Genomic DNA, 26892 nt, shown 5'->3' on the forward strand with positions numbered 1-26892 from the left:
AACGACGATGCCCTACACCGACGCCCTGGCGTCGGTGTTTTTATAGGTTAATGCTATGGATGCAACGCCACCAGTCGTACCGATTCGTATTTTGGGCATTGACCCAGGCTCGCGCGTGACCGGGTATGGGGTGATTGATGTCGTCGGGGTTAAACCTTGCTATGTGGCAAGTGGCTGTATTCGCACCGCAGATGGGGCGTTGGAGCAGCGCTTAGCGCAAATCTATGCCGGTTTAAGCGAAGTCGTCGGCTTGCATCAACCTTCTCAAGTGGCCATCGAGCGGGTTTTTATGGCCAAAAATCCTGATTCAGCGCTTAAGCTCGGGCAGGCTCGCGGGGCTGCGATGGTGTGTATGGCGAACCATGGTCTAAGCCTTGCTGAATACGCTGCGCGTCAGATTAAACAGGCGATCACCGGCCAGGGCGGCGCGGATAAAGAGCAGGTGCAGCATATGGTCACTGCGATTCTGCAGCTTTCTGCCACTCCTCAAGCGGATGCTGCGGACGCGTTAGCCATTGCGCTAACTCATGCTTATAACGGCCACACCTTCAGCAACCGCGGCCTGCCTGTCGCGCCATCTCGAGGGCGGCGTCGCTCTACGGGACGCTGGCGGCTTTAATTAGAACTGTGCTGATGGCTGAACTACTGGTCACCTGTACAGAGTCGCTTTATAGTAAACGTTTGTTTTCACCCTGTTGTTTTTCACTCTTTTTCAATGGCAAGAGCGACTTTATGATTGGACGTCTGAGTGGTCAGTTACTGGCAAAGCACCCCCCCTGGATTGTGATCGACGTTCATGGCGTAGGTTACGAGCTAGAGACCTCAATGAATACGCTGGTGGCCCTTCCTACGATCGGAGAGAGCGTGTCGCTATTCACTCATTTGACCGTCCGTGATGACGCCCATTTACTTTATGGTTTTGGCAGAGAGCATGAGCGTGCGCTTTTCCGCGCGTTGATTAAAGTCAACGGCGTAGGCCCCAAGCTCGCGCTGGCCATCCTATCGGGTATGGACGAAGACGCCTTCATGCGCTGCGTGCGCGATGACGATAACAAAGCGCTAACAAAGCTACCGGGCGTGGGCAAGAAAACCGCTGAGCGGCTGATTATCGAAATGCGTGACCGCTTTCCGGAATGGCAAGATCATCGGGCAGATGGAAGTGATGCGTTACTGCCTCTTGAAGCTGCGAGTGGTCGTGCATCTAGCCGTGATAGCCTTGCTGATGCTGAAGCCGCCCTGGTAAGTTTGGGGTATAAATTGACCGAAGCGTCGAAAATGCTCGCTGATATCGACCCTAATCAGTCCACCGAAGCGCTGATTAAAGCCGCGCTCACCCAGCGTATGCATGGTTAAGAATTGACGAGTTTGGGTTGCGGCTTGGTTTGAAATCATCACTGTGAAATCGCCTTAAAGAAGAGCATTTATGCTAGAACACGATCGGCTGATCGCCGCTGAACCTGAACAAGGCGAAGGGCGCATGGATTACGCGATTCGCCCTAAGCGACTTGATGACTATATTGGCCAGCCGCGTGTCCGCGAACAGCTGGAAATCTTTATTGGCGCGGCACGGCTGCGCGAAGAGAGTCTGGATCACACCTTAGTGTTCGGCCCGCCAGGGTTGGGTAAAACGACCCTGGCGCATATTATTGCCACTGAAATGGGCGTCGGCATGAAGTCGACCTCTGGCCCGGTGCTTGAGCGAGCAGGCGATCTAGCCGCCATGCTCACCAACCTGGAAGCAGGCGACGTACTGTTTATCGATGAGATTCACCGCCTATCGCCGGTGGTCGAAGAAGTACTTTATCCGGCCATGGAAGATTTCCAACTGGATATCATGATTGGGGAAGGGCCTGCGGCACGTTCCATTAAGCTCGACTTGCCGCGCTTTACGCTGGTGGGTGCGACCACGCGGGCGGGGCTGCTGACCTCACCACTGCGCGACCGCTTTGGTATCGTTCAGCGGCTTGAGTTTTATAACCTCGAAGAGCTAACCGAAATTGTTTCACGCTCGGCGCGTTTGCTTGGCGTTGAGACCAGCCATGAAGGGGCGATTGAAGTCGCCCGCCGCTCCCGCGGCACGCCGCGTATCGCCAACCGGTTGCTACGCCGGGTACGTGATTACGCTGAAATGAAAGGCAACGGTGTAGTCGATGTCGCCATGGCCGATGCGGCGCTTAATATGCTCAACGTGGATCATCACGGTTTAGATCATATGGATCGCCGGCTTTTGCTGGCTATGATCGATAAATTCGACGGTGGGCCGGTGGGCATTGATTCACTTTCTGCGGCTATCAGCGAGGAACGCGACACCATCGAAGATGTGATCGAGCCCTACCTCATTCAGCAGGGTTTAATCATGCGTACGCCCCGCGGCCGTGTGGTGACCCGCCAGGCGTGGCTGCACTTTGAACGCGTGCCTCATGAGCAGGCGACCGATATGGAAGGGGAGCGGCGCCCGTGAGTGAGCCTTTGAATCGTTCTGCAAGCGAGTCTTTGAGCGCGCCTTTAAATAACAGCTATCGACTGCCACTGCGCGTTTATATGGAAGATACTGACGCAGGTGGTATTGTCTACTACGTTAACTACTTGAAGTTTATGGAGCGTGCGCGTAGCGAATGGCTTCGCCAGTTGGGCCTTGATCAGCAAACGCTGCTAGACGAAGGTACGCAGCTAGTGGTATACCGCTTGGCCTGCCACTATGCGAAACCGGCATGTTTAGACGATGCGTTGGAAATTAGCGCTCACGTTAGCAACGTGGGGCGTTGTCGGATGACATTTGAACAACAGGTTTGGCGAGATGAGGAACTCCTTTGCTCTGCCACAGTCGAGATAGCCTGCTTGAGTTCCGAGCGTTTGCGACCCAGAGCATGGCCAGCAGCGCTTAACGTTTTGACCCAGGCCTCTTAACCAAGAGGTCATTCACTGAGTCGGCAATACCGACCCTAATAGATTGATGAGGGCACCTGTGAACGATAACACCATGTCCATTCCCCATTTGATAATGAATGCCAGCACCGTGGTACAGCTGGTAATGCTGCTACTGCTGGTGGCGTCGGTTCTCTCTTGGGTGGTGATTTTTCAGCGCAGTATCGCGCTGAACCGCGCTAAGAAAGAGTACAACCAATTTGAGGAATCTTTTTGGTCAGGTGTCGACTTAAACGAGCTCTACCGTGAAATCCCAGCCGATGACCCGCGCCATGGCGCCGAACATATTTTTCAAGCCGGTTTTCGCGAGTTTAACCGTTTAATGCCCAAAACCCGCGACCCCGATACCGTACTGGAAGGCGTACAGCGCAGTATGCGCGTTGCTTGGTCACGGGAAGAGGATCGCTTAACACAACACTTGGTGTTTCTCGCCACCGTTGCATCTGCTAGCCCTTATATCGGTCTGTTCGGCACCGTGTGGGGCATCATGGGATCGTTCCAGGCGTTGTCACTGACACAACAAGCGACTCTGGCAACGGTTGCGCCCTGGATTGCAGAAGCGCTGATCGCAACAGCGATGGGCTTATTTGCCGCAATCCCAGCGGTCATTTTTTATAACCGCCTGTCCAATTCAGCGTCTCGTCTGCTCGGTAAATACGAAGATTTCGCCGAAGAGTTCCACGCTATTTTGCACCGTAATTTGCAAGGTCGTGACGGCAAACCGAGCGCAAGTTAAGGGAGACAGCCATGCAAGGACCGTTCAATCGTAGTAGTAAAAGCAAGCCGATGGCGGAAATTAATGTTGTTCCTTTCATCGACATTATGCTGGTGCTGCTGGTGGTGTTCATGATCACCGCGCCTATGCTAACCCAGGGCGTACAAGTTGAGTTGCCGCAAGTAACTTCCGAGCCAATTGAAAACCCGGAGGAGAATGATCCGATTGTTATCTCTGTCGACCGTGAAGGGGGGTATTTCATATCCCTGGGAGAAGATTCTACTTCCGTCACGCTGGATGAAATGTCTCAGCGTGTGATTACGATTTTAGGACGCCGCCCAGGTACACCGGTAATGGTGCGCGGAGACCGCAATGTTCCCTATGGGCAGATTGTGGTGTTGATGAGTACGCTGCAAGGCGCGGGTGTCGCTAACGTGGGGCTGCTTTCTGAGCCGTCGCAAGATGGGGAAGGGTAAAGCGCACATGGCAGTGAAATCCTCTCGTGATCCTCAGGATGTTGGCTATCAATGGCCAACTGTTCTGGCGATTGCCGTGCATGTCGCTATTGTGCTGTTTAGCTTGATTAGTCTACCCAGCCGAACGGCTGAGCCTGATAGCTCCTCCATTGTTCAAGCGACGCTGGTGAGTACCGAAACGTTTACCGATCAGGCTCAGCAAGCAACGGAGCAACAGGCGGCAATGAACGCGCCTGCCGCAGAGCCTGAAGCGCCAGAAGAACCGGTAACTAGTGAAGAGCCCTCAGCAAATGAGGAGCAAGTCGCCGCCGAGCTGGCAGCCGAAGAAGCTGCTCAACAGGCGGAAGAGGCTGAGGCGCAGGCGTTGGAAGAAGCGCGTGCGGCTGCAGAAGCAGATGCCCAGCGGCGTGCTGCAGAAGCCGCAGAACAGGCCGAGCAGCAGGCAGCAGAAGCCGCCGAGCGCGAGGCCGAAGCGGCAGCAGCCGCTGAGCGACAGCGTGAAGTTGAAGAAGCTCAGCGTCAACGAGAGGCTGAAGAGCAGCAGCAACGTGAAGAGGAGGAAGCTCAGCGCCAACGAGAGGCCGAAGAGCAGCAGCGCCGTGAAGAGGAAGAGGCTGAACGCCAGCGTGAAGCCGAGGAGCAGCAGCAACGTGAAGAGGAAGAGGCTCAGCGCCAGCGCAAGGCCGAAGAGCAGCGTCTCCGTGAGCAAGAGGAAGCTCAGCGGGAGCGTGAGGCCGAAGCACAGCGACAGCGTGAAGCCGAAGAGCAGCAGCGTCGTGAAGCAGAGGCAGAGCGTCAACGCCAGGCTGAGGCGGCTGCAGAAGAAGCCATGCAGCGCCAGTTGGCAGGCGAAGCCGAAGCAGCGGCTAATGCTCAACAGGCTGAGCAGGCGGCCAACAGCTTTATCAATATTGTCCGTCGAGCCGTCGAGCAGGCATGGTTGATTCCTGCCGGTGCAAGTGATTCGATGAGTGCTACGCTTCAAGTGCGGCTAGGGCCATCAGGCGAGGTATTGGCTACGTCGATTGTGTCATCAAGCGGCGATAGTGCTTTTGATCGGTCTGTTATGCAGGCCGTTGAACATGCTGCACCGTTTGGTGAATTGCGAGATTTACCAGCCGATCAGCAGCGTAATTTACGTCAGTTTAATCTGCGATTTACCCCGGGGGATGTTCGCTGATGCAAAGCTTGAACAAAATATGGCTATTCTGTGTGCTGCTATTTGTGAGCAGTGTGGCAAGTGCCAACTTAACGATTGAAATTACGCGAGGCAGCGATCAAGCGCTGCCGATAGGCGTTGTGCCCTTCGCAGGCTCAGACGGCCTGCCTGAAGACGTCGCACAGATTGTTCAAGATGACCTTGAGCGCAGTGGCTATTTTGCCCCATTGGCGCGCGGCGATATGTTTGAGCAACCTAGCCAGTCTGACGATGTGCAGTTTGGCACTTGGCGTTCTCTTGACGTGCGCTATTTGGTGGTAGGCACGGCAGAGCAGACTGATGGCGGCTTTGAACTGCAGTTTGAGCTAATGGATATTAGCGGCCAGCGCCGGATGATGGGTGAAACTGTTACCGTTAGGGGTAATGATCTGCGCGGGGCTGCTCACTACATCAGTGATCAAATTTTTGAAGAGATCACCGATATCCGCGGTGCGTTCTCGACTAAAATCGCCTATGTCACTGCCCAAGGTGTCGGTGACGATATGCAGTTTGGTCTCTACGTTGCCGACGCCGATGGCCGCCGTAGCGAGCAGGTGCTGACCTCTGACGAGCCGATTATGTCGCCCGCGTGGTCACCCGATGGCACCAAGCTCGCTTATGTCTCTTTTGAAACTGAGCGTCCGGCTATCTATATTCAAGACGTAGCGACAGGCCAGCGTGTTAAAGCGACGTCGTTTGAAGGTATCAACGGTGCGCCAGCGTGGTCACCAGATGGGCGCAGCATCGCTATGTCGCTGTCTAAAGATGGCCAGCCTGAAATCTACATTATGGATGTCGCTAATCGCTCAGTTGAACGCATTACCAATAATAACAGCATTGATACCGAACCCGCTTGGGCGCCGGATGGCCAGAGCTTGCTGTTCACGTCTGATCGCAGCGGTGGCCCTCAGATTTACCAGTACTCAATGGGTGGTGGTGAGGCTCAGCGCATGACATATACCGGCAACTACAACGCGCGTGGGCGCTATTCGCCTGATGGTGAGCAGATATTTCTGATCCACCGTTCTAGTCGCGGTTATCAAGTCGCAAGGCAAGACCTAAGCGGTGACCGCTTAGTGGTATTAAGTGAATCAACAAGAGATGAATCTCCTAGTGTTGCGCCGAACGGGACCATGGTAATCTTCGCTACCCAACAGGGTAATAGCGGTGTGCTCAGTGCTGTTTCTGCCGATGGCCGGTCGTCGTTTAGACTGCCATCAGCACAAGGTGATGTACGTGATCCAGCTTGGTCACCCTTCTTAAATTGATTAACATCGAAATTTTAGTTTTCAGGCAAGGAGTCTGATTATGCAACTCAAACCGTTGGCTCGCTCATTAGCAGCAGCGCTTTCTATCGTAGTAATCGCTGGCTGTTCCAGCACCGGCGGAACCCAAGACGGTGATTCGTACGGTAGCCAGGATGGTAGTACGACCGGTTCCAGCACTTCGGGTACTGGCACGGGCAGCCAGTATGGCTCCACTTCTGGCTCAGGTGCTGGTCAGCAGGCTGATTCACGCATCCCAGAAGTACGCACGATCTATTTCGATTATGATCGCGATACGATTAAGAGCGAATACGAGTCCGTGGTCATGGCCCATGCGCGTTATTTACGTGCCAACCCCAACGCCCGAGTGGTTCTCCACGGGCATACGGATGAGCGCGGTACCCGTGAATACAATATGGCGCTGGGTGAGCGCCGTGCCGGTGCAGTAGAGCGCTTCCTGAATATTCAGGGTGTCTCACCTTCACAGATGAGCGTTGTCAGCTACGGAGAAGAGCGTCCGGCCGTCAATGGCCAAGGTGAGAGCGCCTACGCTCAGAATCGTCGCGTCGTATTTAACTACTGAGTATTTAACAGTTGAATGCTTAACCACTGATGAATTCGGCGTGCGGCTAACTGCACGCCGTTTAACATCTCCGGAGTTATCATGAATCTCAGTCTCAAGCGTTACATTGAGAGGCTGTGCGGTGCGGGAGCCTTAGCGCTCCCGCTGTCCGTATTGCCTCTTGCGGCGATCGCCCAACAGCCTCTCGTTCAAGACCTTAATGCTTCTTCAAGCAGCAGCGGTTTCTACGACCAGACGCAGCGACAAGAAGCATCCACTGGCAATCTTGTACTGTTTAATCAAGTACAAGAGCACCAGCAGGAAATCCAACAGTTGCGTGGTCAGATTGAAGAGCTGCGTCACCAGTTGGAACAACTGCGTCGTCAATCGCAGCAGCAGTATCTTGATATCGAAGATCGTCTGATGAGCAGTGGCCCAACCCAGATTGAGCAGTCAACCCCAGCGGTAGAGCCTGAAGCCGCTGAGGAAGTGGTCAATGCGCCCTCTAGCCGTAATGTCAGTGAAGACGCCCAAGCCGATTATCAAGCGGCTTTTGCGCATGTTCAGGCGCGCCGTTTTGACGAGGCGATTGCGGCTTTTGAAGCCTTTGTTAGCGACCACCCTGATACTAGTCTAACGGCCAATGGTCACTACTGGTTGGGTGAGCTATACGCGGCAGAGGGTGAGCTGGATGCCGCCGACCAAGCATTTAGCCGTGTGCTTGAGGAGTATAGCGGCAGCAGTAAAGTGCCTGACGCGATCTATAAATTAGGCTTGGTGAAGGCGCGTAAAGGCGAAGCAGAGCGTAGTCGAGAGCTACTTGAGCAAGTGCGTGATGACTACCCGCAAAGCAGTGCAGCGGGTCTTGCCAATGATTTTTTACGCCAGTCAACTAGTTAATATTTTGATCTATTTTTGCTTCAAGGAATCAGCATGAGCTGCAAGATCGACTATCAACCAGCGCCCAACCTTTTGGAAAATCGCATCGTGTTGGTAACCGGCGCAGGGGACGGAATTGGCCGTGCGGCAGCATTAAGCTATGCCCAGCATGGGGCAACCGTGATTCTATTGGGGCGCACTATCGCCAAGTTAGAGCGAGTGTATGATGAAATTGAAGCGGCTGGTGGGCCTCAGCCGGCTATTTTTCCACTCAATTTTGAAGGCGCTACGCCCAAAGATTTTCATGATATGGCAGAAACGCTCGATAAAGAATTCGGACGCTTAGATGGCCTGTTGCATAACGCAGGACTGCTAGGCCGAATCACGCCGTTTGAACAGTATAACCCCGAGCTCTGGCAACAGGTGATGCAGGTTAATATCAACGGGCCCATCTGGATGACCCAGGCACTGTTGCCGCTATTACAGCAGTCAGAAGACGCCTCGGTAATTTTCACTTCATCCAGCGTTGGGCGTAAAGGCCGAGCCTATTGGGGCGCTTATTCAGTTTCTAAGTTTGCCACTGAAGGGTTTGTCGACGTGCTGGCCGATGAGCTGGAAAATCAATCCAATATCCGAGTCAATTCGCTCAATCCAGGCGCTACGCGTACCCAAATGCGGCGAACCGCGTTCCCCGGTGAAGATCCCTTCACGCTGCGCACGCCAGAAGAGATTATGCCAACTTACTTATGGCTAATGGGGCCGGACAGCACCGGTACCAGCGGCCAAAAGCTCGACGCCCAACCGCCACGGGTTTAATGGTTACCACGCTGTCCATGGCGAATATTGATGTCCGCGAGTTGTTGTGAATTTAGGTTCGTTAGCGTTTGAACGCACCGAGGGCATCAACCAAGGCCTTACACTCTTCGAACCATAAATCGGCAGGCCACTGCCGGTAGTTATCCTCTTCGCTAATATAGCCATAACCTACTGCCACGGCGGTCATGCCTGCCGCTAAGGCAGCTTCAATATCGCGTGAATGATCGCCAACATACCAGCACTGTTCGGGTTTAACATCCAGACGCCGTGCTGCCTCCCATAGTGGTTCAGGGGCGGGTTTTCTAACGCTAAGATCATCAGCGCACAGAAGCGCGCCTGGCTGCAGCGCCAGTGCCTCTAGCAGTGGCAGTGTATAACGGCGCGGTTTATTGGTCACAATACCCCAGGGCCGTTGATCGCTATGCCAGTCGTTCAGCCACACATCCAGCGGTGAGAAAACACGGCTATGAACGGCCACGGCTTTTTCATAAGCATCTAGCAGATACTGTCGTGCTTGGGCATGGCCATCGGCTGTGGCTTCCAACCCTAGCGCCAGGGTGACCAGCGCACTGCCACCGTTAGAAACCTGACGACGAATCACCTCATAGGGCAGCGGTGCTAAGCCATGATAAAGACGCAGTGCATTGGTTGCGTTAGCCAAATCGGGAGCCGTATCGACCAGGGTGCCATCCAAATCAAATAGGATCGCTTGGGGCTCTTGCATCGGCATTTAAGCGCTCACTTTGCGGCAATACATCATATAGTTGACCGATACATCATGGCTGACCAAGCGATAACGACGCGTTACCGGATTGTACGTAAGACCCGTTTGCTCTCGCACTTCCAAACCGCTCTCCCGGGACCACCCGGCCATTTCTGATGGCCGGATAAACTTGGCGTAATTATGCGTGCCTCGCGGTAGCAGTTTAAGCACGTACTCAGCGCCTAAAATGGCAAACGCGTAAGATTTGGCCGTGCGATTCAGCGTCGAAAAAAATACATAACCACCTGGGCGAACCAATGCGCTGCAGGCACGAATTACCGAGGCTGGGTCTGGAACGTGTTCAAGCATTTCCATGCAGGTCACCACATCGTAAAACCCCGGCTGCTGAACGGCCATGGCTTCCACGCTGATATGTTGGTAATCAACGTTAACGCCGCGCTCTTCGGCGTGGAGTCGGGCAACCGCTAAGGGCGCCTCGCCAAGATCAATCCCGGTTACCTTGGCGCCACGATGCGCCATCGATTCGCTTAAGATGCCTCCGCCGCAGCCGACATCGATGACTTTTTTTCCAGCGAGTCCCGCACGGGCATCAATAAAATCAAGGCGTAGGGGGTTAATGTCATGAAGAGGCTTAAATTCACCCTGCGGATCCCACCAGTGGCTAGCGAGTGCTTCGAATTTGGCAACTTCCGCTGTATCTACGTTGCCTTGCAGGTGATCAGCAGTGCTATCCTGTGGTGTCGCTTGCATGTTGTGACTCCTGTTGTCATTGAGTATTTAGCGGTGCAGGAACGCGTAAGCACTCGTTATCATTCAATAGCGTGGTGGCATCCATCCACGCCTTCAGTATTATGGACATTCTAACTACTCCTGTGTCGGAACGCATGAAAAGGACCTCGCTATGATTCGTAAGGCCGTACTTCCAGTCGCCGGGTTTGGCAACCGCTGCTTACCGGCGTCGAGCCATACCGGCGATTGTCGCCAGCCACTAGGCTATCTTGAAGCCATCGTGGCTTACGCCCGTCGTCATCCTGGCGTTGGCCAAGCCTTTCAAACTTTTCTATCACGTTACCACTAAGGAGAGTGACGCATGCGGGTGTTACTTCACGGTAGCGAATTAAGTGCGGCCACGGCTGCCGCAGCGTTGGCTTGGGTAGGCCATCAGGTGCAGTGGTTACCCCATTCTGATGCGCCATGGTCAACGCTTTCTCAAGTGGAATGGTTACGCAGCGAGCCTCACCTCATGGAGTATCTCGAGCAGGGCATGACAGATGGCACGCTTACAGTGATTGAGCAGATCGCGGATGCCGTCTCTCCTGAAGTGATCTGGCTGGCGTTATCACCGGGACAACGGAGCTCGGCTAGCACACTGCTTGAAAACCCTCTGTTGGCTGATCAGTATGGTATTGTGCTGATCAATAATTCTACGTTTCCGGTGGGGGAGACCGAGCGGTTACACGCCTTGATGGGCGCTCAACACACTAGCGTAGCGCTTCCCGACACGCTGGAAGAGGGCCGCGCCTGGGACTCTTTTACTCGCCCCACCAGGCGGCTATTGGGCTGCGATGATGCGACTGGTGAGCAGGTGGTCCGGGAGCTATTACGCGCCTTTAATCGACGCAGCGAAGTCTTTCAGTGCATGCCAAGACGGGCGGCAGAGCTCACCAAGTTAGCGATTAACGGCATGCTGGCCACACGTATCAGTTATATGAATGAAATTGCTGGCTTGGCTGATACCCTAGGAGTGGATGTCGAGCATGTTCGTCAGGGAATGGGCGCTGATTCACGCATTGGCTTTGAATATTTGTACCCAGGCTGTGGTTTTGGCGGGCCTAATTTCTCACGGGACTTGATGCGCTTAGCCGATGTACAGCTGCAAAGCGGGCGTTATTCAGCGCTGCTTGAGCAGGTAATGGATATTAACGAACATAAAAAAGAGACCCTGTTTCGCAAACTATGGTCTCACTTTGCAGGCGAGTTAGCCGGTAAAACCGTAGCGATTTGGGGTGCCGCATTTAAACCAGGCACTGCTCGCATCGATCAAGCCCCTGTTCTAACGCTATTAGAAGCACTTTGGGCGCAGGGCGTTAAAGTGCAGTTGCATGACCCGGCTGCAGTGCCCGCACTGCATGCTTTGGTAGGCGACCGAGAAGATCTGCACACGTTTATCCATGATCCTTATCAAGCCTGTGAGGGGGCCGATGCCCTGATGCTGGTCACTGAATGGAAAACTTATTGGAACCCTGACTGGCACCGACTAGGCTCGCTGTTAAACGCTAAACTCATCTTGGATGGGCGTAATATTTACGATCCAGAGTTTGTTGCCAGCTGTGGATTAATGTACCGAGGTATAGGCCGCCGTGCCGACCCGAAGACTTTTTGAGGAAATGTCATGCCAGACGCCACCGGATCCTCTCGCATTGTGCCCGATGTGGATCAAAGCTTGACGGCCCAACACTTGCGTCATCGAAAAGGCCCGACGCTGTGGCCTTTGTGGCTATGCTTGCTATTAATTACGGCACTATTAGTCGCAGCGGCGGCTGGACTTTGGTACGAACGCGAGCGACTGATAAGTGAACTGCATCGGGTCAGTGGCGAAGTGTCCAACGTTCACGCTCGCTTGGATTCGGATGACACTGACGTACAAGATACGATAACCTTTGTGCAAGCTCAGATGTCAACCCTGTTTCAAGAGCAAGAGCAGCTGTCTATTTCGTTAACCGATACCCGTGAAGAGCTGTATAGCTTGCTCACCATGAATGAAGACATGGCTTCCAGCGATTCGATAAATTCCCTGCTGCAGCAACTTGACCAACTCGAAGAGCAGGCGGAGCTACGCGACAGCCAACTGCTGGCAATGCGGGAATCGCTTGATGCGTTAGAGCAAGTGGGGACATCGGGTCGGCGAAACCTTGTCGAGGAAATTGCCCACCTAGAACAGTTGAATGACCAGCGCTTATCCGCACTGAATAATCAGATAAACAATGTCAGCAGCGAATGGGAGGAGCAGTTAGCAGCTCAAAGAGACGCGATCGGAGCACGTTTTGACGATTTAGAGGCCTCTTTCGCCGCATCAATGGCAAATTTAGAGGCGCCTGCCGATCAACAAGCCCTAAAAACATTAGAGCAACAGTGGTCACAACGTCTCAATTCGTTAGAAAGCGATGTGCGCCAAGTGCGTCAAGCACAGCTTGCCTTCAGCGCTCAGTTGGAAATGTTACGTTAAACGCCACGTTGCAATGCTAAAGCGATGAAAACGTTGATTTAGGTTAGGATAAATTAAGTATGGGAACACAACGGCAAGGAATACTAGCCACGGGACGCATATTTTTTGTAGCGCTTCCATTGCTATACGCATCACAAGGAGTGTGGGCACTAGATGCAACCATTGAAGGTGTTTCTGAGCGCGTTGAAAGCAACATCCAAGCCTATCTTGAGGGCATTGATGCAGAGCAATATACCGAGGTGCGTCTAGAAGGTGAGATCCGTCGCCGCACTGAGGAAGCCATGCGAGTATATGGCTATTACGAGCCAGAAATAAGCTTCAAAAGTGTCAATGACGAACGCGTAGAGCTTGTAATAGAGCCAGGGCCTCAGGTGAAAATTGAAATCCTGTCGATAAATGTAGAAGGTGACGCCAGTAGTGACCCTCCATTTCAACAAGCCGTTGAAGACTTTCCTCTTAAAGAGGGCGATGCGCTGAGGCATGCCCCTTGGGATAGACTGCGCGGACAATTTTCAGGCTTGGCGATTGAGCGTGGCTACTTTGATTGGGGCTTTACCGATCGGCGTATGGAGGTGCGTCCATACTTGAAAAGTGCGCGTTTGTATATGGATTTTAACAGCGGGCCTCGCTACAAATTTGGCAAAACATCAATCACTGGCAGCCATATTGAAATCGATCGGCTAAGGAGCATGCAGCCATTTGAAACGGATGAGCCTTATTTGGCCGAGACGCTGGCAGAGTATAATCAACGCCTCGCAGAAACCGGTTGGTTTAGTTCTGTCTCGGTGCGCCCCCGTCTTGAGACGGCCCAAGAGCTGGTTATATCACCCTCCGGTGGCGGCGCCCCTTGGTGGAGTGAAGCAACCGCATCGCAGCCTGAGCGTCCCCGTGTCACTGCGGCTGCTTTAACCAGCGCACTAAGCCTTAATAAGCCTAGCGACACGCAACTGCCTATTGATGTCAGCGTCGAGCCTGCCGATCGTCATCAGTTTGAAGTGGGTATTGGTTACGCCACTGATGTCGGCCCGCGGTTACGCTTTGGCTGGGAGCAGCCGTGGATCAATCGTTACGGTCATAGTCTTGACCATGACCTCTATCTCTCCGCCCCGGAGCAGCGTTTTACCGGGGTCTATAACGTTCCCCTTGAAGATCCCCTTCGCGATAGCTATCGGCTTCAGTACGGTGTACGCAATATCGACGATAGCGATACCCAGTCGTTAGAGGCGACCGTCGAAGTGGCGCGGCGCTGGGAGTTTGATAATGACTGGGTTCAATCGATCTATTTCCGTACTACCTATGAGGATTTTGAACAGGGGGGCGAAGCCGATCAGGTATGGCTTTTCTATCCTGGCATTCAGTGGTCACGGACGCGCACACGCCCTCAGCGGTTTCCTTTATGGGGTGACCGCCAACAGCTCTCGTTAGAGTACTCGGATACTGTGTGGGGCTCTGACGCTCAGTTTGCTCGAATGACAGGGGATACCGAATGGATACGCACAATCGGCGATGATAATCGCTTCTTGGCGCGTATTAGTGTGGGCGCCATCGAAACCGATGATTTTGATAAGCTGCCCCCATCGTTACGTTTCTTTGCCGGCGGTGACCGCAGTGTGCGTGGCTACTCCTATGAAAGCCTCTCACCGCGCAACGAAGAGGGGCGTCTGCGTGGTGGACAGCAAATGCTGACCTCAACCCTTGAGTATCAGCGTCGCGTAACAGGCAATTGGTGGGGGGCCACGTTCGTCGATAATGGCGATGCCTTTGACAACTGGGGGCCGGATGATCTGAAAACCGGCGCAGGGGTCGGTGTGCGCTGGGTCTCGCCAGTGGGCCCTATTCGCTTTGACGTTGCTCATCCCTTTGACCATGAAGACCCTTGGCGTTTGCACTTTTCCATCGGACCGGAATTTTAGGAGAACGACTTGTCTCAGGTTGAACCATCTACGTCTGATAAGCGCCACAAATTATCTCCTAAACATCGCACGTGGCTGTTCATTTGGAGCCTTATACGCCTCGTGATCGTAGTGCCTATTTGGCTGTTTGGGATTGCAGCGTTAATCGTCGGGGGAGCGTTGTCGCCCTGGGGCACCAGCGTGTTGCTATCCCAAGGTGAGCAGCGTGATTTTTTTGCCTATTCGCATCATGAGGGCGGTCTGCTCGATCATTTTCAGCTTGAAGACTTTCAATTGGAGCTGGGAGGAACTCGCATTGCCGTCGATGAGTTTGAATTGCAGTGGGCGGATGACTGCGTGCTTTCCGGGCGGTTATGTATCGACACCCTCAGAGTGGTAGGCGCAGATATTCGGTTAGCGCCATCAAGTGAGCAGGCGCCGCCGGAAGACGAGGGCGCACCGCTGGCTATCCGCTTTCCATTCCCGATCGAGTTACGCTCGTTGCGACTTGATGACGTCAGTCTGCGACTTGCCAACGGTACCGAGGTTGAGTGGCAATCGTTAAGCTCAGCGGCAGTGGCCGAAGGTAATGAAGTACGTTTAGCGCCAACGCATCTAGAGCAGCCACGGGTCTTTTTGCCACCCTCAGCAGGCGTGTTGCTAACCCAAGGCGTTGAAACGCCGCTTTATGCCGAGGCCATTGATAGCGCTCTATTGCTTAATCAGTCCCCAGAAGAAGCGGTGCTCGCAGTCGAGTCACCCGAGGAGCAGCTTGAAGCCCGAGAGCGTCTGGAGTTACCCGATATCACGCTGCCAGTAGATATTCAACTGCCTGAATTCACCCTTAATGATTTCCGCCTGGAAGGGGCCGCTGAGTATCGCGTTGAACGTCTGCAGTTCGGGCTTCTCACCCAAGGCAGTGACGTTGAGATTAAGCAACTTTCTGTCGTGACGCCGGATGCTCAGGCGGAGTTAGCCGCAAGTGCCACGCTAACCGACAGCTACCCGCTTGAAGCGCGCTTAAACGTTGAGTTTTTCTTGCCAGAGCTGATGCCTGAACTCTTTCAGCAGCAGAGCAACGAAACGCTTGAGTTAACGCTTTCGGGCTCACTGGATGCACTCGAAGCGCAGCTAGATGCCACGGGCCCGATCAACGCGTCTTTGCGTGGTCAAGTGGATGCGTTAGCGCCTACGCTGCCTTTTCAACTGAATGTAAAAAGTGACCAAGTGCAGTGGCCGCTACCGGCCAAAACGCCAGAAACTGAAGGCGAGAGCACCGAGCAGAGCAGTTCAGACCAGGTCGATTCACAACAGGGCAATGCAGAGGGCGCAGACCCTTACGTAGTCGATGATCTGGATTTGCAGCTGACGGGCAATCTCAGCGATTATCGCGCCCAGCTCGCCATGGCCGTTGAAGGCCCCAGTCTGCCGCGCACTCAAATAGACTTAGCTGGCGAGGGGAATCTAGAGCAGTTTAGTTGGCAACCGCTCACCTTAGCTGTGGGTGAAAGCTCGCTACGCAGCGAAGGCAGTATTAACTGGCTAACGCCGTTACAGGTCAACGCCCGCATTCGCCTGGACCAGTTTGACCCTGCGCACTTCGTTGATCAGCTTGACGGCGATTTGGATGGCGATATTGAGCTAGCGCTTCGCCAACAAGAAGATCAATGGGCGATTAGTGTGCCCAACTTAGCCATTGACGGTGAATTACGAGAATACCCGTTAACGCTGCAGGCAGCGTTTGATGCTAACAGTAACCTGGAAGTGGATATTGATGAGCTGCTGTTTACCCAAGGTGATAATCGCGTAGAGGCAACTGGACAAATCAGTGAGCAGGCCATGTCGTTGAACGCGGATATTGCCTTGCGACAGCTGCAAACTCTATCGCCCGACTTAGCAGGCACTATTATCGGCACGCTAGAGGCTAGCGGTAGCGTTAATCAGCCGCAGTTAATCGCTGAACTACAGGGCAATGGCGTGCGCTTTGCTGAAAACCGTGTAGAGCAGCTCAGCTTAGAGGCCAATGTTGAGGGCATCGACGATCCCGCTCTCGATATTCAACTGGCCCTACAAAACGTTAATGCGGGCGGCCAGTCACTTTCCACCCTGCAAGCCAACCTCTCAGGGCGACTCTCTCAGCATCGGCTTGAGGTTGACGCTCAGGGAGCTGAAAACAACGTACTAAGTCGTGCATTGCTTGCCCTTGACGGCCGTTTTGACCAGCAGGCTCAGCTCTATCAGGCGCAAGTTACGCCGCTGGAAGTCGACTCTGATGCGGGCAATATTCGGCTCGAAGCGCCATTAGACCTGCGCTACAACATGGCCAATGGCCAAGCACGTTTGTCACCGTTCTGCTTGCGGCGCGAAGAGGGTGGCCTGGTTTGCTCCGAAGAGGACATCAATGCCTCGGCTCAACAGGGCAATGCGGTGCTCACGGTGCGTGAAGTACCTATGGAAATGCTGGAGCCCTTTTTGCCGGAAGAGTGGCAGTTGGAGGGCGACACAACCGCGGACCTCACCGCCAACTGGCGTAATGGAGGGGCTCAATGGCAGGCCAATCTGCAAGTTCTAAGTGAGCTGGCGATCACTGCGGTCAATGACTTCGGCCAACCCGTAGCGCTTCCTGAAATCAGTTTAGATGCTCAGATTGAGGCTAACCAAGCGCAGGCGGATGCTGATGTGGCACTATCCCTGGCTGAGGCGGGAAACCTGAACCTAACTCTATCGGTTAGTGACCCTATGGGAGTAGGAGAATTAAGCGGTGAGCTGCGCGCCGAGGGTGTGTCCCTTGAGCCGTATCGGCCCATGGTGGTAGGTATGGATCGGCTAGAGGGCGATCTCACCGGCAATGTTCAGATTAGTGGCACGACGACGCAACCTGATTTGCAAGGCCAGCTTGGTCTGCGTGGTATCAGTGTCAATGGCCCTGATATCCCTGTCGATGTTCAAGATGGTGAACTTGTAGTTGCCTTTGATGGCGAACAGGGCGATATCGACGGGTTTCTAGCAGCGGAGCGCGGACGTTTAGAAATAACCGGCGACGCCTACTGGCCAAGTGATGACGATTGGCGGATTGGGGTTGATCTCAATGCCGTTCAAGAGCCCATTTTGATTGTATTGCCGCAGTTTGGTCGCTTGGAAGCGGCGCCGGATATCCGCGTTCACGTGACGCCGGAGAGGTTGCAAGTCAGAGGCGATGTCAATCTACCCTGGGCACGGCTTGAAATTGGTGAAATGGGGTCCTCGGCTGTCTCGCCCAGCGGCGACGAGATCATTATTACCGAGCGCGATGATCGCCAGGCTGAAATAGAGGCCCAGCGAGCGGCCGCCAGCGGTAATGATCCAAGTGCCGCGGATGAACTGGCTGCTACCGGGATGGAGCTTGATGTTCTGGTGACGTTAACGCTGGGAAGCGATATGCAGATCTCGGCTTACGGCCTGGAGTCTGGATTGGGGGGGGCGCTTGAAATTCGCCAAAGCGGCGGAGCGTTACAGCTGTTTGGTGATGTGAACCTAGTAGACGGGCGCTTTCAGGCATTCGGACAAGACCTGCTCATTCGCCGCGGTGGGTTACTGTTCAGCGGCCCGCCGGCGCTGCCCATCCTCGACTTCGAAGCCATCCGTAACCCAGACATTACCGAAGATGAGGTGATCGCGGGCCTACGGGTAACAGGCAGTGCCGAAGAACCTAATGTGCTGATCTTTTCAGAACCGGCGATGGATGAGTCGCGCGCTTTATCTTACCTATTGCGCGGTCGTGCACCTGATGCTTCCGGCGGTGTTGACAGCGCACTGACAACGGCTTTGATAGGCATGTCATTAGGGCGTACTGGCGGTGCGGTTGGTTCGATTGGTGAAGCCTTCGGTATAGATGATCTAACTCTGGATACTGCCGGTGCTGGCGACAATAGCCAAGTTGCCTTAAGCGGGCAATTGACAGACGATCTTCGGATTAGCTATGGCGTGGGAATTTTCTCGCCAATTGCAGAACTAACTCTACGCTATACGCTATGGCGTAACCTCTATGTTCAGGCCGTGTCGGGTACCAGCCAAGCGGTAGATTTAATCTACACGTTCACCCGACCGGGTGATCCTGACATCATCCAACAGCAATAGGTAAGGACGATATGTCACTGTTTTCGAATACAGTTTCAAGTACGGTTTCAGGTGCGGACCGCGTGCTGCCTGGGCGAGACAAGCCTATTCAGACAAGCGATGTCCACACCATTAACGGTCACTCGCTACATCCTCCGTTCCCCAGTGGTTATGAAGAGATCGTCTTAGCGATGGGTTGCTTCTGGGGCGTAGAGCGGCTGTTTTGGCAGTTGCCGGGGGTTTATGTTACAGCGGCTGGCTATGCCGGTGGCGAAACGCGTAATCCTACGTATGAAGAGACCTGCACCGGGCGCACGGGCCACACCGAAGCGGTACGCGTGGTTTACGATCCGCAGCAAGTGGATATTGAAACCTTGCTGCAGGTGTTTTGGGAACAACACGACCCTACACAGGGAAACCGCCAGGGTAACGATATTGGCTCGCAGTATCGCTCAGCGATTTTTACCACCACTGAGGCTCAGCAAGCAGCCGCCGAGCAGAGCGCTGCAGCGTTTCAGCAGGCGCTCGACAAAGCGGGTAAAGGGCGTATCACTACCGAAATTAAACCGTTGGAAACATTTTATTATGCTGAGGCATACCATCAGCAGTATCTTGATAAAAACCCTGGCGGTTACTGTGGGTTAAAAGGAACCGGTGTTACTTGCCCAATCGGCTAAAAGCGTTTTTCCACCCGGCAACTTACCGACAGGAAGCCTCTATGCAGCAGCGCTATTCCTCGAACTGGGACTTCCTCCGTATCGCCATAGGCACTGCCTTGGTAGTGCTATGTGCGCCGCTTGCTTGGGCTGAAGAAGGGATGGAAAGTACGCTGGCAATGTCCGATGCCGTCAGCGATACACGCTTCACAAGCGAGCGCGAAGCTGTGGTATGGCGTCGTGAAGAGCTCAAAGATATCGAAAGCCTGGTGCGGCAACTGCGTTTTGACTTAGTTAACAATCAAGAAACTGAGGCTGCTGCACCACGACTCGCTGAGCTTCAAGAGCGCGCTACGGCAAGCAATCTACTACCCGCTTTTATCGCAGGCACCCATGGTGGTGGCTCCGAGGCGCGAACCTCTATTTGGGAAGAGTGGAATGACTTCTCCGCGGGTTTTATCGACCTCGAAGATAAAATTACTGCTTTAGTTAATGCAGCAGAGCAAGATGACCCGCGTAACTTAGCACGTGCGTTTTCAGAGGTCGGTGCGAGCTGTAAAAGCTGTCATCGCGCCTACCGCTACGACTAGCGAAGCGGCAGGCGTGGAGAAGATGTTTAGTCCCCTTTTTGGATACGATCAATGCGGTAGAGTGTTTCTACCTGTTCTAAGCCGGTAATGGTGCAATTGAGGTCTTTGACACGACCATCGCTTAACCCATAGACCCAGCCATGTACTGAGATTTGCTGGCCTCGCTGCCAAGCGCGCTGCAAAATCTTGGTACGGCACAAACTGTTGACCTGGGCCTTGACGTTAAGCTCACACATGCGGTCGATTTGATCTTCCAGCGAAAGATGGTCCAGCGAGTTGCGATGATGATTGTACTGCTCGCGTACTGAATGTAGCCAATAATCGACCACGCCGCATTCGCCTCCCATCATGGCTGCCTTAATGCCGCCACAACCATAATGACCGACAATCATAATATGGCTGACCTGAAGTACATCCACCGCATATTGAACCACCGAGAGGGCGTTCATATCCGTATGGTGAAGCAGGTTAGCCACGTTACGATGAACAAATACTTCCCCAGGAGGGAGCGCAATAATTTGGTTAGCGGGTACGCGACTGTCTGAACAGCCAATCCACAAATAGTCGGGATTTTGCTGATCGGAGAGGCGCTTAAAGTATTCAGGGTCCTCTTCACACATGCGCTCAGCCCAGGCTCGGTTGTTGTCCAGCAGGGTCGCAATAGGGTCAGACATAAAGTCTCCAGCAAGGTTAAATAGAGTTAAGTCGCTGATCGAAATGCGGAATATCAAATCCTAGTAAGTATAAGACATTGGACAGTATAAAATATCAGTAGATGGTTTTAACCTCCCCTAATAGTTAGTTCAACAGTTTTATATGGCCGTTAGGCGGCACGTATATTAACCCCACAGGAGCAAATGATGGCAGACGTTTCTGAATATGAGTACGACTTGCTGGTTATCGGTGCAGGCTCAGGTGGCGTGCGCGCCGCGCGTATGGCAGCAGCAACTGGCGCGAATGTAGCGATAGCTGAAGACCGCTACCTAGGCGGTACCTGTGTCAATGTTGGCTGCGTACCTAAAAAACTGTACTCCTACGCAGCCCATTTTCATGACAGCTTTGACGATGCAGCCGGGTTTGGCTGGCAATTACCTGGCCCTGCCAATTTTGATTGGGCGACGCTGCGCGATAACAAAATAAGCGAAATAAAGCGCCTGAACGCTATTTATCAGCGCCTATTAGAGGGTGCCGGGGTAACGCTGTTTAATGCTCGAGCAAGATTGGTCGACGCACACACGATCAAATTAACGAGCGAGCAAGGAGAAGTGACGGTGACCGCGCATAAAATTGTGCTTGCCACCGGCGGATGGCCGTGGGTTCCCAAATTTCCCGGTAGTGAATACGCCCTAGACTCAAATCAGATTTTTGATTTGGACACCTTTCCTAATCGGTTTCTGGTACTAGGCGGCGGCTATATTGCGGTTGAGTTCTCCAGTATCTTTAACGGGCTGGGTAGTGAGACGCACCTTATCTACCGCGGCGAGCTATTCTTGAAAGGCTTTGATCAACAGGTACGCGAATTCACCTGCGCCGAAATGGAAAGAAAGGGCGTTAATTTACACTTCAACACCAACATTGAGCGCATTGAGCCAAACCAAGGTGCCTATAACGTCCATCTCACTACCGGCGAAGTATTGGAGGTGGATGTGATACTGGCAGCGACTGGGCGTAGGGCCAATATCGAAGATCTCGGCCTTGACTCGCTTGGGTTGAGTGTAGATGAAACGGGCAAAATCCCTGTCAATGAGCGTTTTGAAACAGCGCTCCCGTCGATTTTAGCACTTGGCGACTTAATCGCTGGTCCTGAATTAACGCCCGTCGCGCTGGCCGAGGCGATGCAGCTTGTCGACTATCATTTTACGGAAAAAAACCCAGAACCCCTAGATTACACAACCATCCCAACGGCGGTTTTTTGCCACCCCAATATTGGAACCGTCGGATTATCCGAGGAAGAAGCACGGGAAAAATTCACCCATATTCGCGTTTACAGCACCGATTTTCGTGCCTTGAAGCACACGCTATCGGGTAGCCAAGAACGCACCTTAATGAAACTGGTGGTGGACGATGCAACGGATGTAGTAGTGGGCGCCCATATGGTAGGTGAGGAGGCGGGTGAAGTTATCCAGGGAGTCGCCATCGCCGTGCGTGCAGGCCTGACTAAGCATGATTTTGACCGCACTGTGGGTATACATCCTACCGGGGCGGAGGAGTTCGTGACGCTACGGACGCTTACGCGCACCTAGGCGCTGGTGTGTAAAATTAACTGCCTATATGTAAACCGCTGGGGCTTTAAATCTCAGCCTCATAACAAATAATTATGGAAGAGGGCGTAGGCAATAATATGATTTTTGAATTGGTAATAATCAGCTGTTATAGTAATCACCAAATTCGCAACAGCGAAGCATAACTATGAGCACGCCGATACAACCTTTTACGCCCTCTGCTGATCTTGCTCGACCGACGGTTGCAGATGCCGTGGTGGGTCATGCGGATATGCCGCTTTATATTCGCAAACCCAATGCGGACGACGGCTGGGGGGTATATGAGCTTATCAAGGCTTGTCCACCGCTGGATGTAAACTCTGCCTACGCTTATCTACTGCTCGCCACTCAGTTTCGCGATACCTGTGCCGTAGCTACTAATGAAGAGGGCGACGTAGTTGGTTTTGTCTCTGGTTACGTCAAGGACAACGCCCCAGATACTTTTTTCCTCTGGCAAGTGGCCGTGGGTGAAAAAGCACGTGGTACAGGGCTTGCGCGGCGTTTGGTAGAAGCGATTATGTCGCGCCCGGAGCTTGACGATGTGCACCATTTAGAAACAACCATCACGCCTGACAACCTCGCTTCATGGGGCTTATTTCGTCGGTTGGCCGCGCGCTGGCATGCGCCACTCAACAGCCGCGAATACTTCTCTACCGAACAGCTCGGTGGCGAGCATGACCCGGAGAATCTGGTTCGTATTGGGCCATTTCAAACCGACCGCATCTAATGCGGCTTTGAGCCTATGAGTCTCCAGCTCATGATTTTCCCGCTTATGCTGCTCATAGCAGCTAGTGCCTGAAAGGCAAAATGATTAACTAAGGAGGTCGCTAATGCAGACCCAGACGCTTGAACGCATGGAATCCAATGTACGCACTTATTCTCGTTCATTTCCGGTGGTATTTACCAAAGCGCAAAATGCGCGCCTGACCGATGAGAACGGCCGTGAGTACATTGATTTCCTCGCCGGCGCGGGCACTCTGAACTACGGTCACAATAATCCGCATATGAAGCAGGCAATGATCGATTATCTGTCGACTGACGGTGTCGTTCACGGTTTAGATATGTGGACTAATGCCAAACGCGATTATTTAGAAACGCTCGAAGAAATCATCTTCAAACCACGCGGGCTTGATTATAAAGTGCACCTGCCTGGCCCAACGGGCACCAACGCGGTTGAAGCGGCTATTCGTTTGGCGCGTGTTGCTAAAGGTCGTCACAACATTGTCACGTTCACCAACGGCTTCCACGGTGTCACCATGGGAGCGCTGGCCACCACGGGTAATCGTAAGTTCCGTGAAGCGACTGGTGGCATCCCAACCCAGGGCGCTAGCTTCCTGCCTTACGATGGCTACATGGGTGAGCATACCGACACCCTGGACTATTTTGAAAAGTTGCTGGGCGACAAGTCTGGTGGCCTGGATATTCCTGCTGGCGTGATCATTGAGACTGTACAAGGCGAGGGCGGTATCAACGTTGCAGGCCTGGATTGGTTGAAGCGTTTGGAGAGCATCTGCCGCGCTCACGACATTCTGCTGATTATTGATGACATTCAAGCTGGCTGTGGCCGTACCGGTAAGTTCTTCAGCTTTGAGCATGCGGGCATTACACCCGATATTATTACCAATTCAAAGTCACTTTCTGGATTTGGCTTACCGTTCGCCCATGTGCTGATGCGACCAGAGCTGGATAAGTGGAAACCGGGCCAATATAACGGCACCTTCCGTGGTTTCAGCCTGGCAATGGTAACGGCCACTGCCACACTAAAAAAATACTGGTCCAACGACACCTTTGAGCGCGATGTTCAGCGCAAAGGATGCATTGTTGAAGAGCGTTTCCAAAAGCTAGCGGCGCTACTTACCGAAAACGGTATGCCTGCCACTGAACGTGGCCGTGGCTTGATGCGCGGTATTGACGTGGTATCGGGTGATATCGCCGATAAAATCACCGGCAAGGCCTTTGAGCATGGCCTAGTGATTGAAACCAGCGGCCAGGGCGGCGAAGTAGTTAAGTGCCTGTGCCCGTTAACGATTACTGATGAAGATCTGCTTGAAGGCCTGGATATTCTCGAAATGAGCGTTAAGGCTGTTATTAGCGAGTAATTAGGCGTTAGTATTTGGTGCTAGGATAAAGTGTCAGTTAACGTATCCTGGTTAGAGATATCGCGGCTGGTAGTCGCCAGCCGCTTTGCAACGGAGTACTCCTATGATCGTTCGTAATCTTGAAGAAGCGCGCAAAACAGAACGTCTAGTGACCGCTGAAAACGGTAACTGGGATAGCACACGCCTTGTTCTGGCCAACGATAATGCTGGTTTTTCGTTCCATATTACCCGTATTTTTCCTGGTACTGAGACCCACATTCACTATAAAAACCACTATGAAGCGGTATTTTGCTACGAAGGTGAAGGTGAAGTCGAAACTTTAGCTGACGGCAAAATCTGGCCAATCAAAGCCGGTGATATTTACCTCCTTGATCAGCATGACGAGCATCTATTACGCGGTAAAGAGAAAGGCATGACCGTTGCGTGTGTCTTCACGCCGCCGATTACCGGCAATGAAGTTCACCAGGAAGATGGCTCTTACGCAGCATCAGAGTAAACTGTGTCGGCTGGGGCGACCCTAGCCGTTCAGCAGATCGACCACCGTAGACCAGTACGCGTCGCGAATGCGCGGCCACTCGAGCTTGACCCACGGCGTGTAGTTATCCGGATGCTCGGTCAATGCCACGTCGAGTAGTTCGGGCGACATAAAGGAGAAGTCGGCGATTTCGTTTGGATTACCCACCACCGGTGCATCCGAACAGGCTATGAATACCGAACAGAGCTCATGCTCGGCCCCGATGTCGCCGAACTGGGCTTGGTATTCGAATTTGTACAACCAGGTGACATCCGCGTCGACACCGATTTCTTCGTGCAACCGACGTTTAGCGGCCTCAGCTATGGTCTCGCCGCGACGCGGGTGGCTACACACACTGTTCGACCAAAATCCGCCCCAGAGCTGTTTGGACTCGGCACGCTGTTGCATCAACACGTCGCCCACACTGTTGAACAGGAAGATCGAGAACGCGCGGTGAAGAACACCCTCGCCAGCATGGGCTTGGGCCTTGAGCATGTGACCGAGCACATTATCGTCCGAATCGACCAAAATTAGCGGTTCATCGTCGAAGGAGACGATGTCGGCGACAACTGCATCGATACTCGTGCTCATGGCGTTTCCCCCCAACCGATATAGATTAAAACTTCCGCCATACTGCCTATGGCCGCGCTCATGCCCTTGCGCTTACGTCAGCAGGAGCGGGGCGGACGCGCAGGTCAGGACCCATGTGAGGCAGTATAATAGATACGTTCGCTTGTCGGCGTCGTGACCTTGCAGGCAAAGTGCACGGGCGGCGCAAGTCCAGGATAGAGCACCGATAATAACTGCAGCCAGCAAGCCTCTCCAATCATCTGCGCCGGACATGCGAGCCAGCACAAAATAAAAGACTGGCAGAAATATCATGAATACGGCGAAAAAACGACATATAAAAGCTCGGCCTAATACTATGGCCAGAGTGATGCGTCCAATAGCCCTGTCTCCCTTTATGTCGCGAACGTCTTCGATGACGTAGGCTAAAGTAAAGTAGGCTGACACAGCTAGAATCCAAGACCACGCGCTGGCATCAAGGCTGGTCGAAAGATGCCACCCGGTGGCGAACATTAAAACCTGACAGATGTAATTGCTTACAGGTTTCCACCACAGATAGCCTCGCTCAGGAGCCCAACGAGACTGCACCACGATGATAAATGGCCACAATAATGCCCATACCCAAAGGCCGAGAAGCCACACCATCACAATATATAAAACTGAGCCGATCCAGGCGCGCTGTTGTAGACTCTGAGGAGTGGCTAGGCCTGCTGGGATAGGGCGATATGGTTTGTTGAACGCGTCTTCTTTGAGTGAGTGGATTTGGCCCCAAGAATCATATACGTAAGCAAATAGAAATCCGATCACTAGGGCTTTACTAGCATTTTCCAATATGTCTGCGCCGCTCAGACCTTCGCCAATGCCAGAACTTAAAGCGAACAGGGATACGGGAAAGATGCCTATGGGCAAGTTGTCGCGGACCATGCGCCACGTAATAAGGGCCTCCGCGCGTATCCATTTCCGAGCCAGTGCTAATGTCGACGTACCGCTAACGCCTTGTTCTTCTGTCGTATTCATTAGTGTTATCCCCTGCGAGCCTCAATGACCTGCCGCGTGCGGCGTATTGTTCGCTGCTACATTTTCGTGGGGGGCGACGGGAAGTCGATGTTCCAGAACACGTCAAATGTCCCAATTCTTCGACATAATAGCCGTGTAGGGCATTCGAGACTGTTTGCGTGCTGTGCCTCAATTCGGCTGATGGATGTGCCAATTTCAGAACAGCCAAGACAGCTATTCATTGGATCCCTGCACCCGCGTTTCTGTTCCAGGCTGGTCAAGCCAGAAAGGTCTAGCACTTGGAATAAGATTTAGCACTTGGAATTATGCTCGGCTTCTTGCGATTTTGTTTTTAAGATAAGGATTATTAAGTTTTAACTTACCGTAGAAGGCCGCCGAGCTGATGTCAAGATACCGGAATTACCACTGTATTCGC

27 protein-coding genes are annotated in these 26892 nt (G+C 53.2%); 22 read left to right on the forward strand and 5 right to left on the reverse strand.

Annotated features, from left to right (window positions below):
• The first annotated feature begins 55 nt into the window (after positions 1–55).
• From ruvC to QT230_RS16030, 11 genes are all read left to right on the forward strand, one after another.
• On the forward strand, positions 56–619 hold the full coding sequence (ruvC, locus tag QT230_RS15980; RefSeq protein WP_308323009.1) for a crossover junction endodeoxyribonuclease RuvC: 564 nt from the start codon (positions 56–58) through the stop codon (positions 617–619).
• 113 nt (positions 620–732) lie between these two features.
• The gene (gene ruvA, locus QT230_RS15985; protein ID WP_308323011.1) at positions 733–1353 is read left to right on the forward strand and encodes a Holliday junction branch migration protein RuvA; all 621 of its coding nucleotides are present in this window, start codon (positions 733–735) and stop codon (positions 1351–1353) included.
• Positions 1354–1423: 70 nt separating this feature from the next.
• Entirely contained in the window at positions 1424–2461 is a 1038-nt protein-coding gene (ruvB, locus tag QT230_RS15990) for a Holliday junction branch migration DNA helicase RuvB (RefSeq protein ID WP_308323013.1), read from the forward strand.
• A 32-nt stretch (positions 2462–2493) separates the two neighbouring features.
• Positions 2494–2907 (forward strand): tol-pal system-associated acyl-CoA thioesterase, encoded by a 414-nt coding sequence (gene ybgC / locus QT230_RS15995; RefSeq protein WP_308323227.1) that lies wholly within the window; start codon positions 2494–2496, stop codon positions 2905–2907.
• Between the two features lie 58 nt (positions 2908–2965).
• Entirely contained in the window at positions 2966–3661 is a 696-nt protein-coding gene (gene tolQ / locus QT230_RS16000) for a protein TolQ (RefSeq protein ID WP_308323015.1), read from the forward strand.
• A gap of 11 nt (positions 3662–3672) precedes the next feature.
• On the forward strand, positions 3673–4116 hold the full coding sequence (tolR, locus tag QT230_RS16005; RefSeq protein ID WP_308323016.1) for a protein TolR: 444 nt from the start codon (positions 3673–3675) through the stop codon (positions 4114–4116).
• A gap of 7 nt (positions 4117–4123) precedes the next feature.
• Positions 4124–5296 (forward strand): cell envelope integrity protein TolA, encoded by a 1173-nt coding sequence (tolA, locus tag QT230_RS16010; RefSeq protein ID WP_374694476.1) that lies wholly within the window; start codon positions 4124–4126, stop codon positions 5294–5296.
• Positions 5296–6582 carry a Tol-Pal system beta propeller repeat protein TolB gene (gene tolB / locus QT230_RS16015; RefSeq protein ID WP_308323020.1) on the forward strand — a complete coding sequence of 429 codons (1287 nt, stop codon included), beginning with the start codon at positions 5296–5298 and terminating at the stop codon, positions 6580–6582. Before tolA ends, tolB begins: the two co-directional genes overlap by 1 nt.
• Positions 6583–6622: 40 nt before the next feature.
• Positions 6623–7162, forward strand: a complete 540-nt coding sequence (pal, locus tag QT230_RS16020) for a peptidoglycan-associated lipoprotein Pal (protein WP_308323022.1) — start codon at positions 6623–6625, stop codon at positions 7160–7162.
• A gap of 81 nt (positions 7163–7243) precedes the next feature.
• Positions 7244–8041: a tol-pal system protein YbgF gene (gene ybgF / locus QT230_RS16025; protein ID WP_308323024.1), complete on the forward strand. Its 798-nt coding sequence runs from the start codon at positions 7244–7246 to the stop codon at positions 8039–8041.
• Between the two features lie 33 nt (positions 8042–8074).
• The gene (locus QT230_RS16030) at positions 8075–8836 is read left to right on the forward strand and encodes a YciK family oxidoreductase (RefSeq protein ID WP_308323026.1); all 762 of its coding nucleotides are present in this window, start codon (positions 8075–8077) and stop codon (positions 8834–8836) included.
• Between the two features lie 61 nt (positions 8837–8897).
• Here QT230_RS16030 and QT230_RS16035 read toward each other — a convergent pair whose 3' ends face one another.
• Positions 8898–9566 carry an HAD-IA family hydrolase gene (locus QT230_RS16035; RefSeq protein WP_308323028.1) on the reverse strand — a complete coding sequence of 223 codons (669 nt, stop codon included), beginning with the start codon at positions 9564–9566 and terminating at the stop codon, positions 8898–8900.
• Positions 9567–10310 carry a bifunctional 2-polyprenyl-6-hydroxyphenol methylase/3-demethylubiquinol 3-O-methyltransferase UbiG gene (ubiG, locus tag QT230_RS16040; protein WP_308323029.1) on the reverse strand — a complete coding sequence of 248 codons (744 nt, stop codon included), beginning with the start codon at positions 10308–10310 and terminating at the stop codon, positions 9567–9569.
• 151 nt (positions 10311–10461) lie between these two features.
• Between ubiG and QT230_RS16045 the strand changes: the two genes are divergently transcribed.
• The 7 genes from QT230_RS16045 (at position 10462) to QT230_RS16075 (ending at position 20019) form a co-directional block, all read left to right on the forward strand.
• Positions 10462–10638: a hypothetical protein gene (locus tag QT230_RS16045; RefSeq protein WP_308323030.1), complete on the forward strand. Its 177-nt coding sequence runs from the start codon at positions 10462–10464 to the stop codon at positions 10636–10638.
• Between the two features lie 12 nt (positions 10639–10650).
• On the forward strand, positions 10651–11943 hold the full coding sequence (locus QT230_RS16050; protein WP_308323031.1) for a nucleotide sugar dehydrogenase: 1293 nt from the start codon (positions 10651–10653) through the stop codon (positions 11941–11943).
• A 9-nt stretch (positions 11944–11952) separates the two neighbouring features.
• Complete coding sequence (locus tag QT230_RS16055; protein WP_308323033.1) at positions 11953–12786, forward strand: hypothetical protein; 834 nt, start codon at positions 11953–11955, stop codon at positions 12784–12786.
• Between the two features lie 59 nt (positions 12787–12845).
• Positions 12846–14699: an autotransporter assembly complex family protein gene (locus QT230_RS16060; RefSeq protein WP_308323035.1), complete on the forward strand. Its 1854-nt coding sequence runs from the start codon at positions 12846–12848 to the stop codon at positions 14697–14699.
• Between the two features lie 93 nt (positions 14700–14792).
• On the forward strand, positions 14793–18794 hold the full coding sequence (locus tag QT230_RS16065; protein ID WP_308323228.1) for a translocation/assembly module TamB domain-containing protein: 4002 nt from the start codon (positions 14793–14795) through the stop codon (positions 18792–18794).
• Between the two features lie 11 nt (positions 18795–18805).
• Positions 18806–19450: a peptide-methionine (S)-S-oxide reductase MsrA gene (gene msrA, locus QT230_RS16070; RefSeq protein ID WP_308323037.1), complete on the forward strand. Its 645-nt coding sequence runs from the start codon at positions 18806–18808 to the stop codon at positions 19448–19450.
• A gap of 41 nt (positions 19451–19491) precedes the next feature.
• A complete protein-coding gene (locus tag QT230_RS16075) occupies positions 19492–20019 on the forward strand; it encodes a cytochrome c (protein WP_308323039.1) in 528 nt (175 codons plus the stop codon).
• A gap of 26 nt (positions 20020–20045) precedes the next feature.
• Here QT230_RS16075 and can read toward each other — a convergent pair whose 3' ends face one another.
• Positions 20046–20693, reverse strand: a complete 648-nt coding sequence (can, locus tag QT230_RS16080) for a carbonate dehydratase (RefSeq protein ID WP_308323041.1) — start codon at positions 20691–20693, stop codon at positions 20046–20048.
• Positions 20694–20879: 186 nt separating this feature from the next.
• On the opposite strand from can, the gene gorA reads away from it, so the two are divergent.
• The 4 genes from gorA to QT230_RS16100 all read left to right on the forward strand — a co-directional run bounded on the left by gorA (position 20880) and on the right by QT230_RS16100 (position 24875).
• Complete coding sequence (gene gorA / locus QT230_RS16085; RefSeq protein ID WP_308323043.1) at positions 20880–22262, forward strand: glutathione-disulfide reductase; 1383 nt, start codon at positions 20880–20882, stop codon at positions 22260–22262.
• Between the two features lie 166 nt (positions 22263–22428).
• Positions 22429–23007, forward strand: coding sequence for a diaminobutyrate acetyltransferase (gene ectA, locus QT230_RS16090; RefSeq protein WP_308323044.1), 579 nt, complete (start codon positions 22429–22431; stop codon positions 23005–23007).
• A gap of 103 nt (positions 23008–23110) precedes the next feature.
• Positions 23111–24379, forward strand: coding sequence for a diaminobutyrate--2-oxoglutarate transaminase (gene ectB / locus QT230_RS16095; RefSeq protein WP_308323046.1), 1269 nt, complete (start codon positions 23111–23113; stop codon positions 24377–24379).
• A gap of 103 nt (positions 24380–24482) precedes the next feature.
• Positions 24483–24875, forward strand: a complete 393-nt coding sequence (locus tag QT230_RS16100; RefSeq protein WP_308323048.1) for an ectoine synthase — start codon at positions 24483–24485, stop codon at positions 24873–24875.
• A 21-nt stretch (positions 24876–24896) separates the two neighbouring features.
• On the opposite strand, the gene idi is transcribed toward QT230_RS16100, so the two are convergent.
• Both idi and QT230_RS16110 read right to left on the reverse strand, forming a co-directional pair.
• Positions 24897–25484 (reverse strand): isopentenyl-diphosphate Delta-isomerase, encoded by a 588-nt coding sequence (gene idi, locus QT230_RS16105; RefSeq protein ID WP_308323050.1) that lies wholly within the window; start codon positions 25482–25484, stop codon positions 24897–24899.
• A 72-nt stretch (positions 25485–25556) separates the two neighbouring features.
• The gene (locus tag QT230_RS16110; protein ID WP_308323052.1) at positions 25557–26477 is read right to left on the reverse strand and encodes a UbiA family prenyltransferase; all 921 of its coding nucleotides are present in this window, start codon (positions 26475–26477) and stop codon (positions 25557–25559) included.
• Positions 26478–26892: the final 415 nt, after the last annotated feature.

Origin of the sequence: Halomonas sp. SpR8, assembly GCF_031010195.1 — a bacterium.
Taxonomy (GTDB): Bacteria; Pseudomonadota; Gammaproteobacteria; order Pseudomonadales; family Halomonadaceae; genus Vreelandella.

Bases quoted from the DNA above. Each gene is read 5' to 3' on its own strand.
- ruvC (WP_308323009.1), top strand. From the start codon at position 56: ATGGATGCAACGCCACCAGTCGTACCGATTCGTATTTTGGGCATTGAC.
- ruvA (WP_308323011.1), top strand. From the start codon at position 733: ATGATTGGACGTCTGAGTGGTCAGTTACTGGCAAAGCACCCCCCCTGG.
- ruvB (WP_308323013.1), top strand. From the start codon at position 1,424: ATGCTAGAACACGATCGGCTGATCGCCGCTGAACCTGAACAAGGCGAA.
- tolR (WP_308323016.1), top strand. From the start codon at position 3,673: ATGCAAGGACCGTTCAATCGTAGTAGTAAAAGCAAGCCGATGGCGGAA.
- tolA (WP_374694476.1), top strand. From the start codon at position 4,124: ATGGCAGTGAAATCCTCTCGTGATCCTCAGGATGTTGGCTATCAATGG.
- tolB (WP_308323020.1), top strand. From the start codon at position 5,296: ATGCAAAGCTTGAACAAAATATGGCTATTCTGTGTGCTGCTATTTGTG.
- pal (WP_308323022.1), top strand. From the start codon at position 6,623: ATGCAACTCAAACCGTTGGCTCGCTCATTAGCAGCAGCGCTTTCTATC.
- ybgF (WP_308323024.1), top strand. From the start codon at position 7,244: ATGAATCTCAGTCTCAAGCGTTACATTGAGAGGCTGTGCGGTGCGGGA.
- QT230_RS16030 (WP_308323026.1), top strand. From the start codon at position 8,075: ATGAGCTGCAAGATCGACTATCAACCAGCGCCCAACCTTTTGGAAAAT.
- QT230_RS16035 (WP_308323028.1), bottom strand. From the start codon at position 9,566: ATGCCGATGCAAGAGCCCCAAGCGATCCTATTTGATTTGGATGGCACC.
- ubiG (WP_308323029.1), bottom strand. From the start codon at position 10,310: ATGCAAGCGACACCACAGGATAGCACTGCTGATCACCTGCAAGGCAAC.
- QT230_RS16045 (WP_308323030.1), top strand. From the start codon at position 10,462: ATGATTCGTAAGGCCGTACTTCCAGTCGCCGGGTTTGGCAACCGCTGC.
- QT230_RS16050 (WP_308323031.1), top strand. From the start codon at position 10,651: ATGCGGGTGTTACTTCACGGTAGCGAATTAAGTGCGGCCACGGCTGCC.
- QT230_RS16055 (WP_308323033.1), top strand. From the start codon at position 11,953: ATGCCAGACGCCACCGGATCCTCTCGCATTGTGCCCGATGTGGATCAA.
- QT230_RS16060 (WP_308323035.1), top strand. From the start codon at position 12,846: ATGGGAACACAACGGCAAGGAATACTAGCCACGGGACGCATATTTTTT.
- msrA (WP_308323037.1), top strand. From the start codon at position 18,806: ATGTCACTGTTTTCGAATACAGTTTCAAGTACGGTTTCAGGTGCGGAC.
- QT230_RS16075 (WP_308323039.1), top strand. From the start codon at position 19,492: ATGCAGCAGCGCTATTCCTCGAACTGGGACTTCCTCCGTATCGCCATA.
- can (WP_308323041.1), bottom strand. From the start codon at position 20,693: ATGTCTGACCCTATTGCGACCCTGCTGGACAACAACCGAGCCTGGGCT.
- gorA (WP_308323043.1), top strand. From the start codon at position 20,880: ATGGCAGACGTTTCTGAATATGAGTACGACTTGCTGGTTATCGGTGCA.
- ectA (WP_308323044.1), top strand. From the start codon at position 22,429: ATGAGCACGCCGATACAACCTTTTACGCCCTCTGCTGATCTTGCTCGA.
- ectB (WP_308323046.1), top strand. From the start codon at position 23,111: ATGCAGACCCAGACGCTTGAACGCATGGAATCCAATGTACGCACTTAT.
- QT230_RS16100 (WP_308323048.1), top strand. From the start codon at position 24,483: ATGATCGTTCGTAATCTTGAAGAAGCGCGCAAAACAGAACGTCTAGTG.
- idi (WP_308323050.1), bottom strand. From the start codon at position 25,484: ATGAGCACGAGTATCGATGCAGTTGTCGCCGACATCGTCTCCTTCGAC.
- QT230_RS16110 (WP_308323052.1), bottom strand. From the start codon at position 26,477: ATGAATACGACAGAAGAACAAGGCGTTAGCGGTACGTCGACATTAGCA.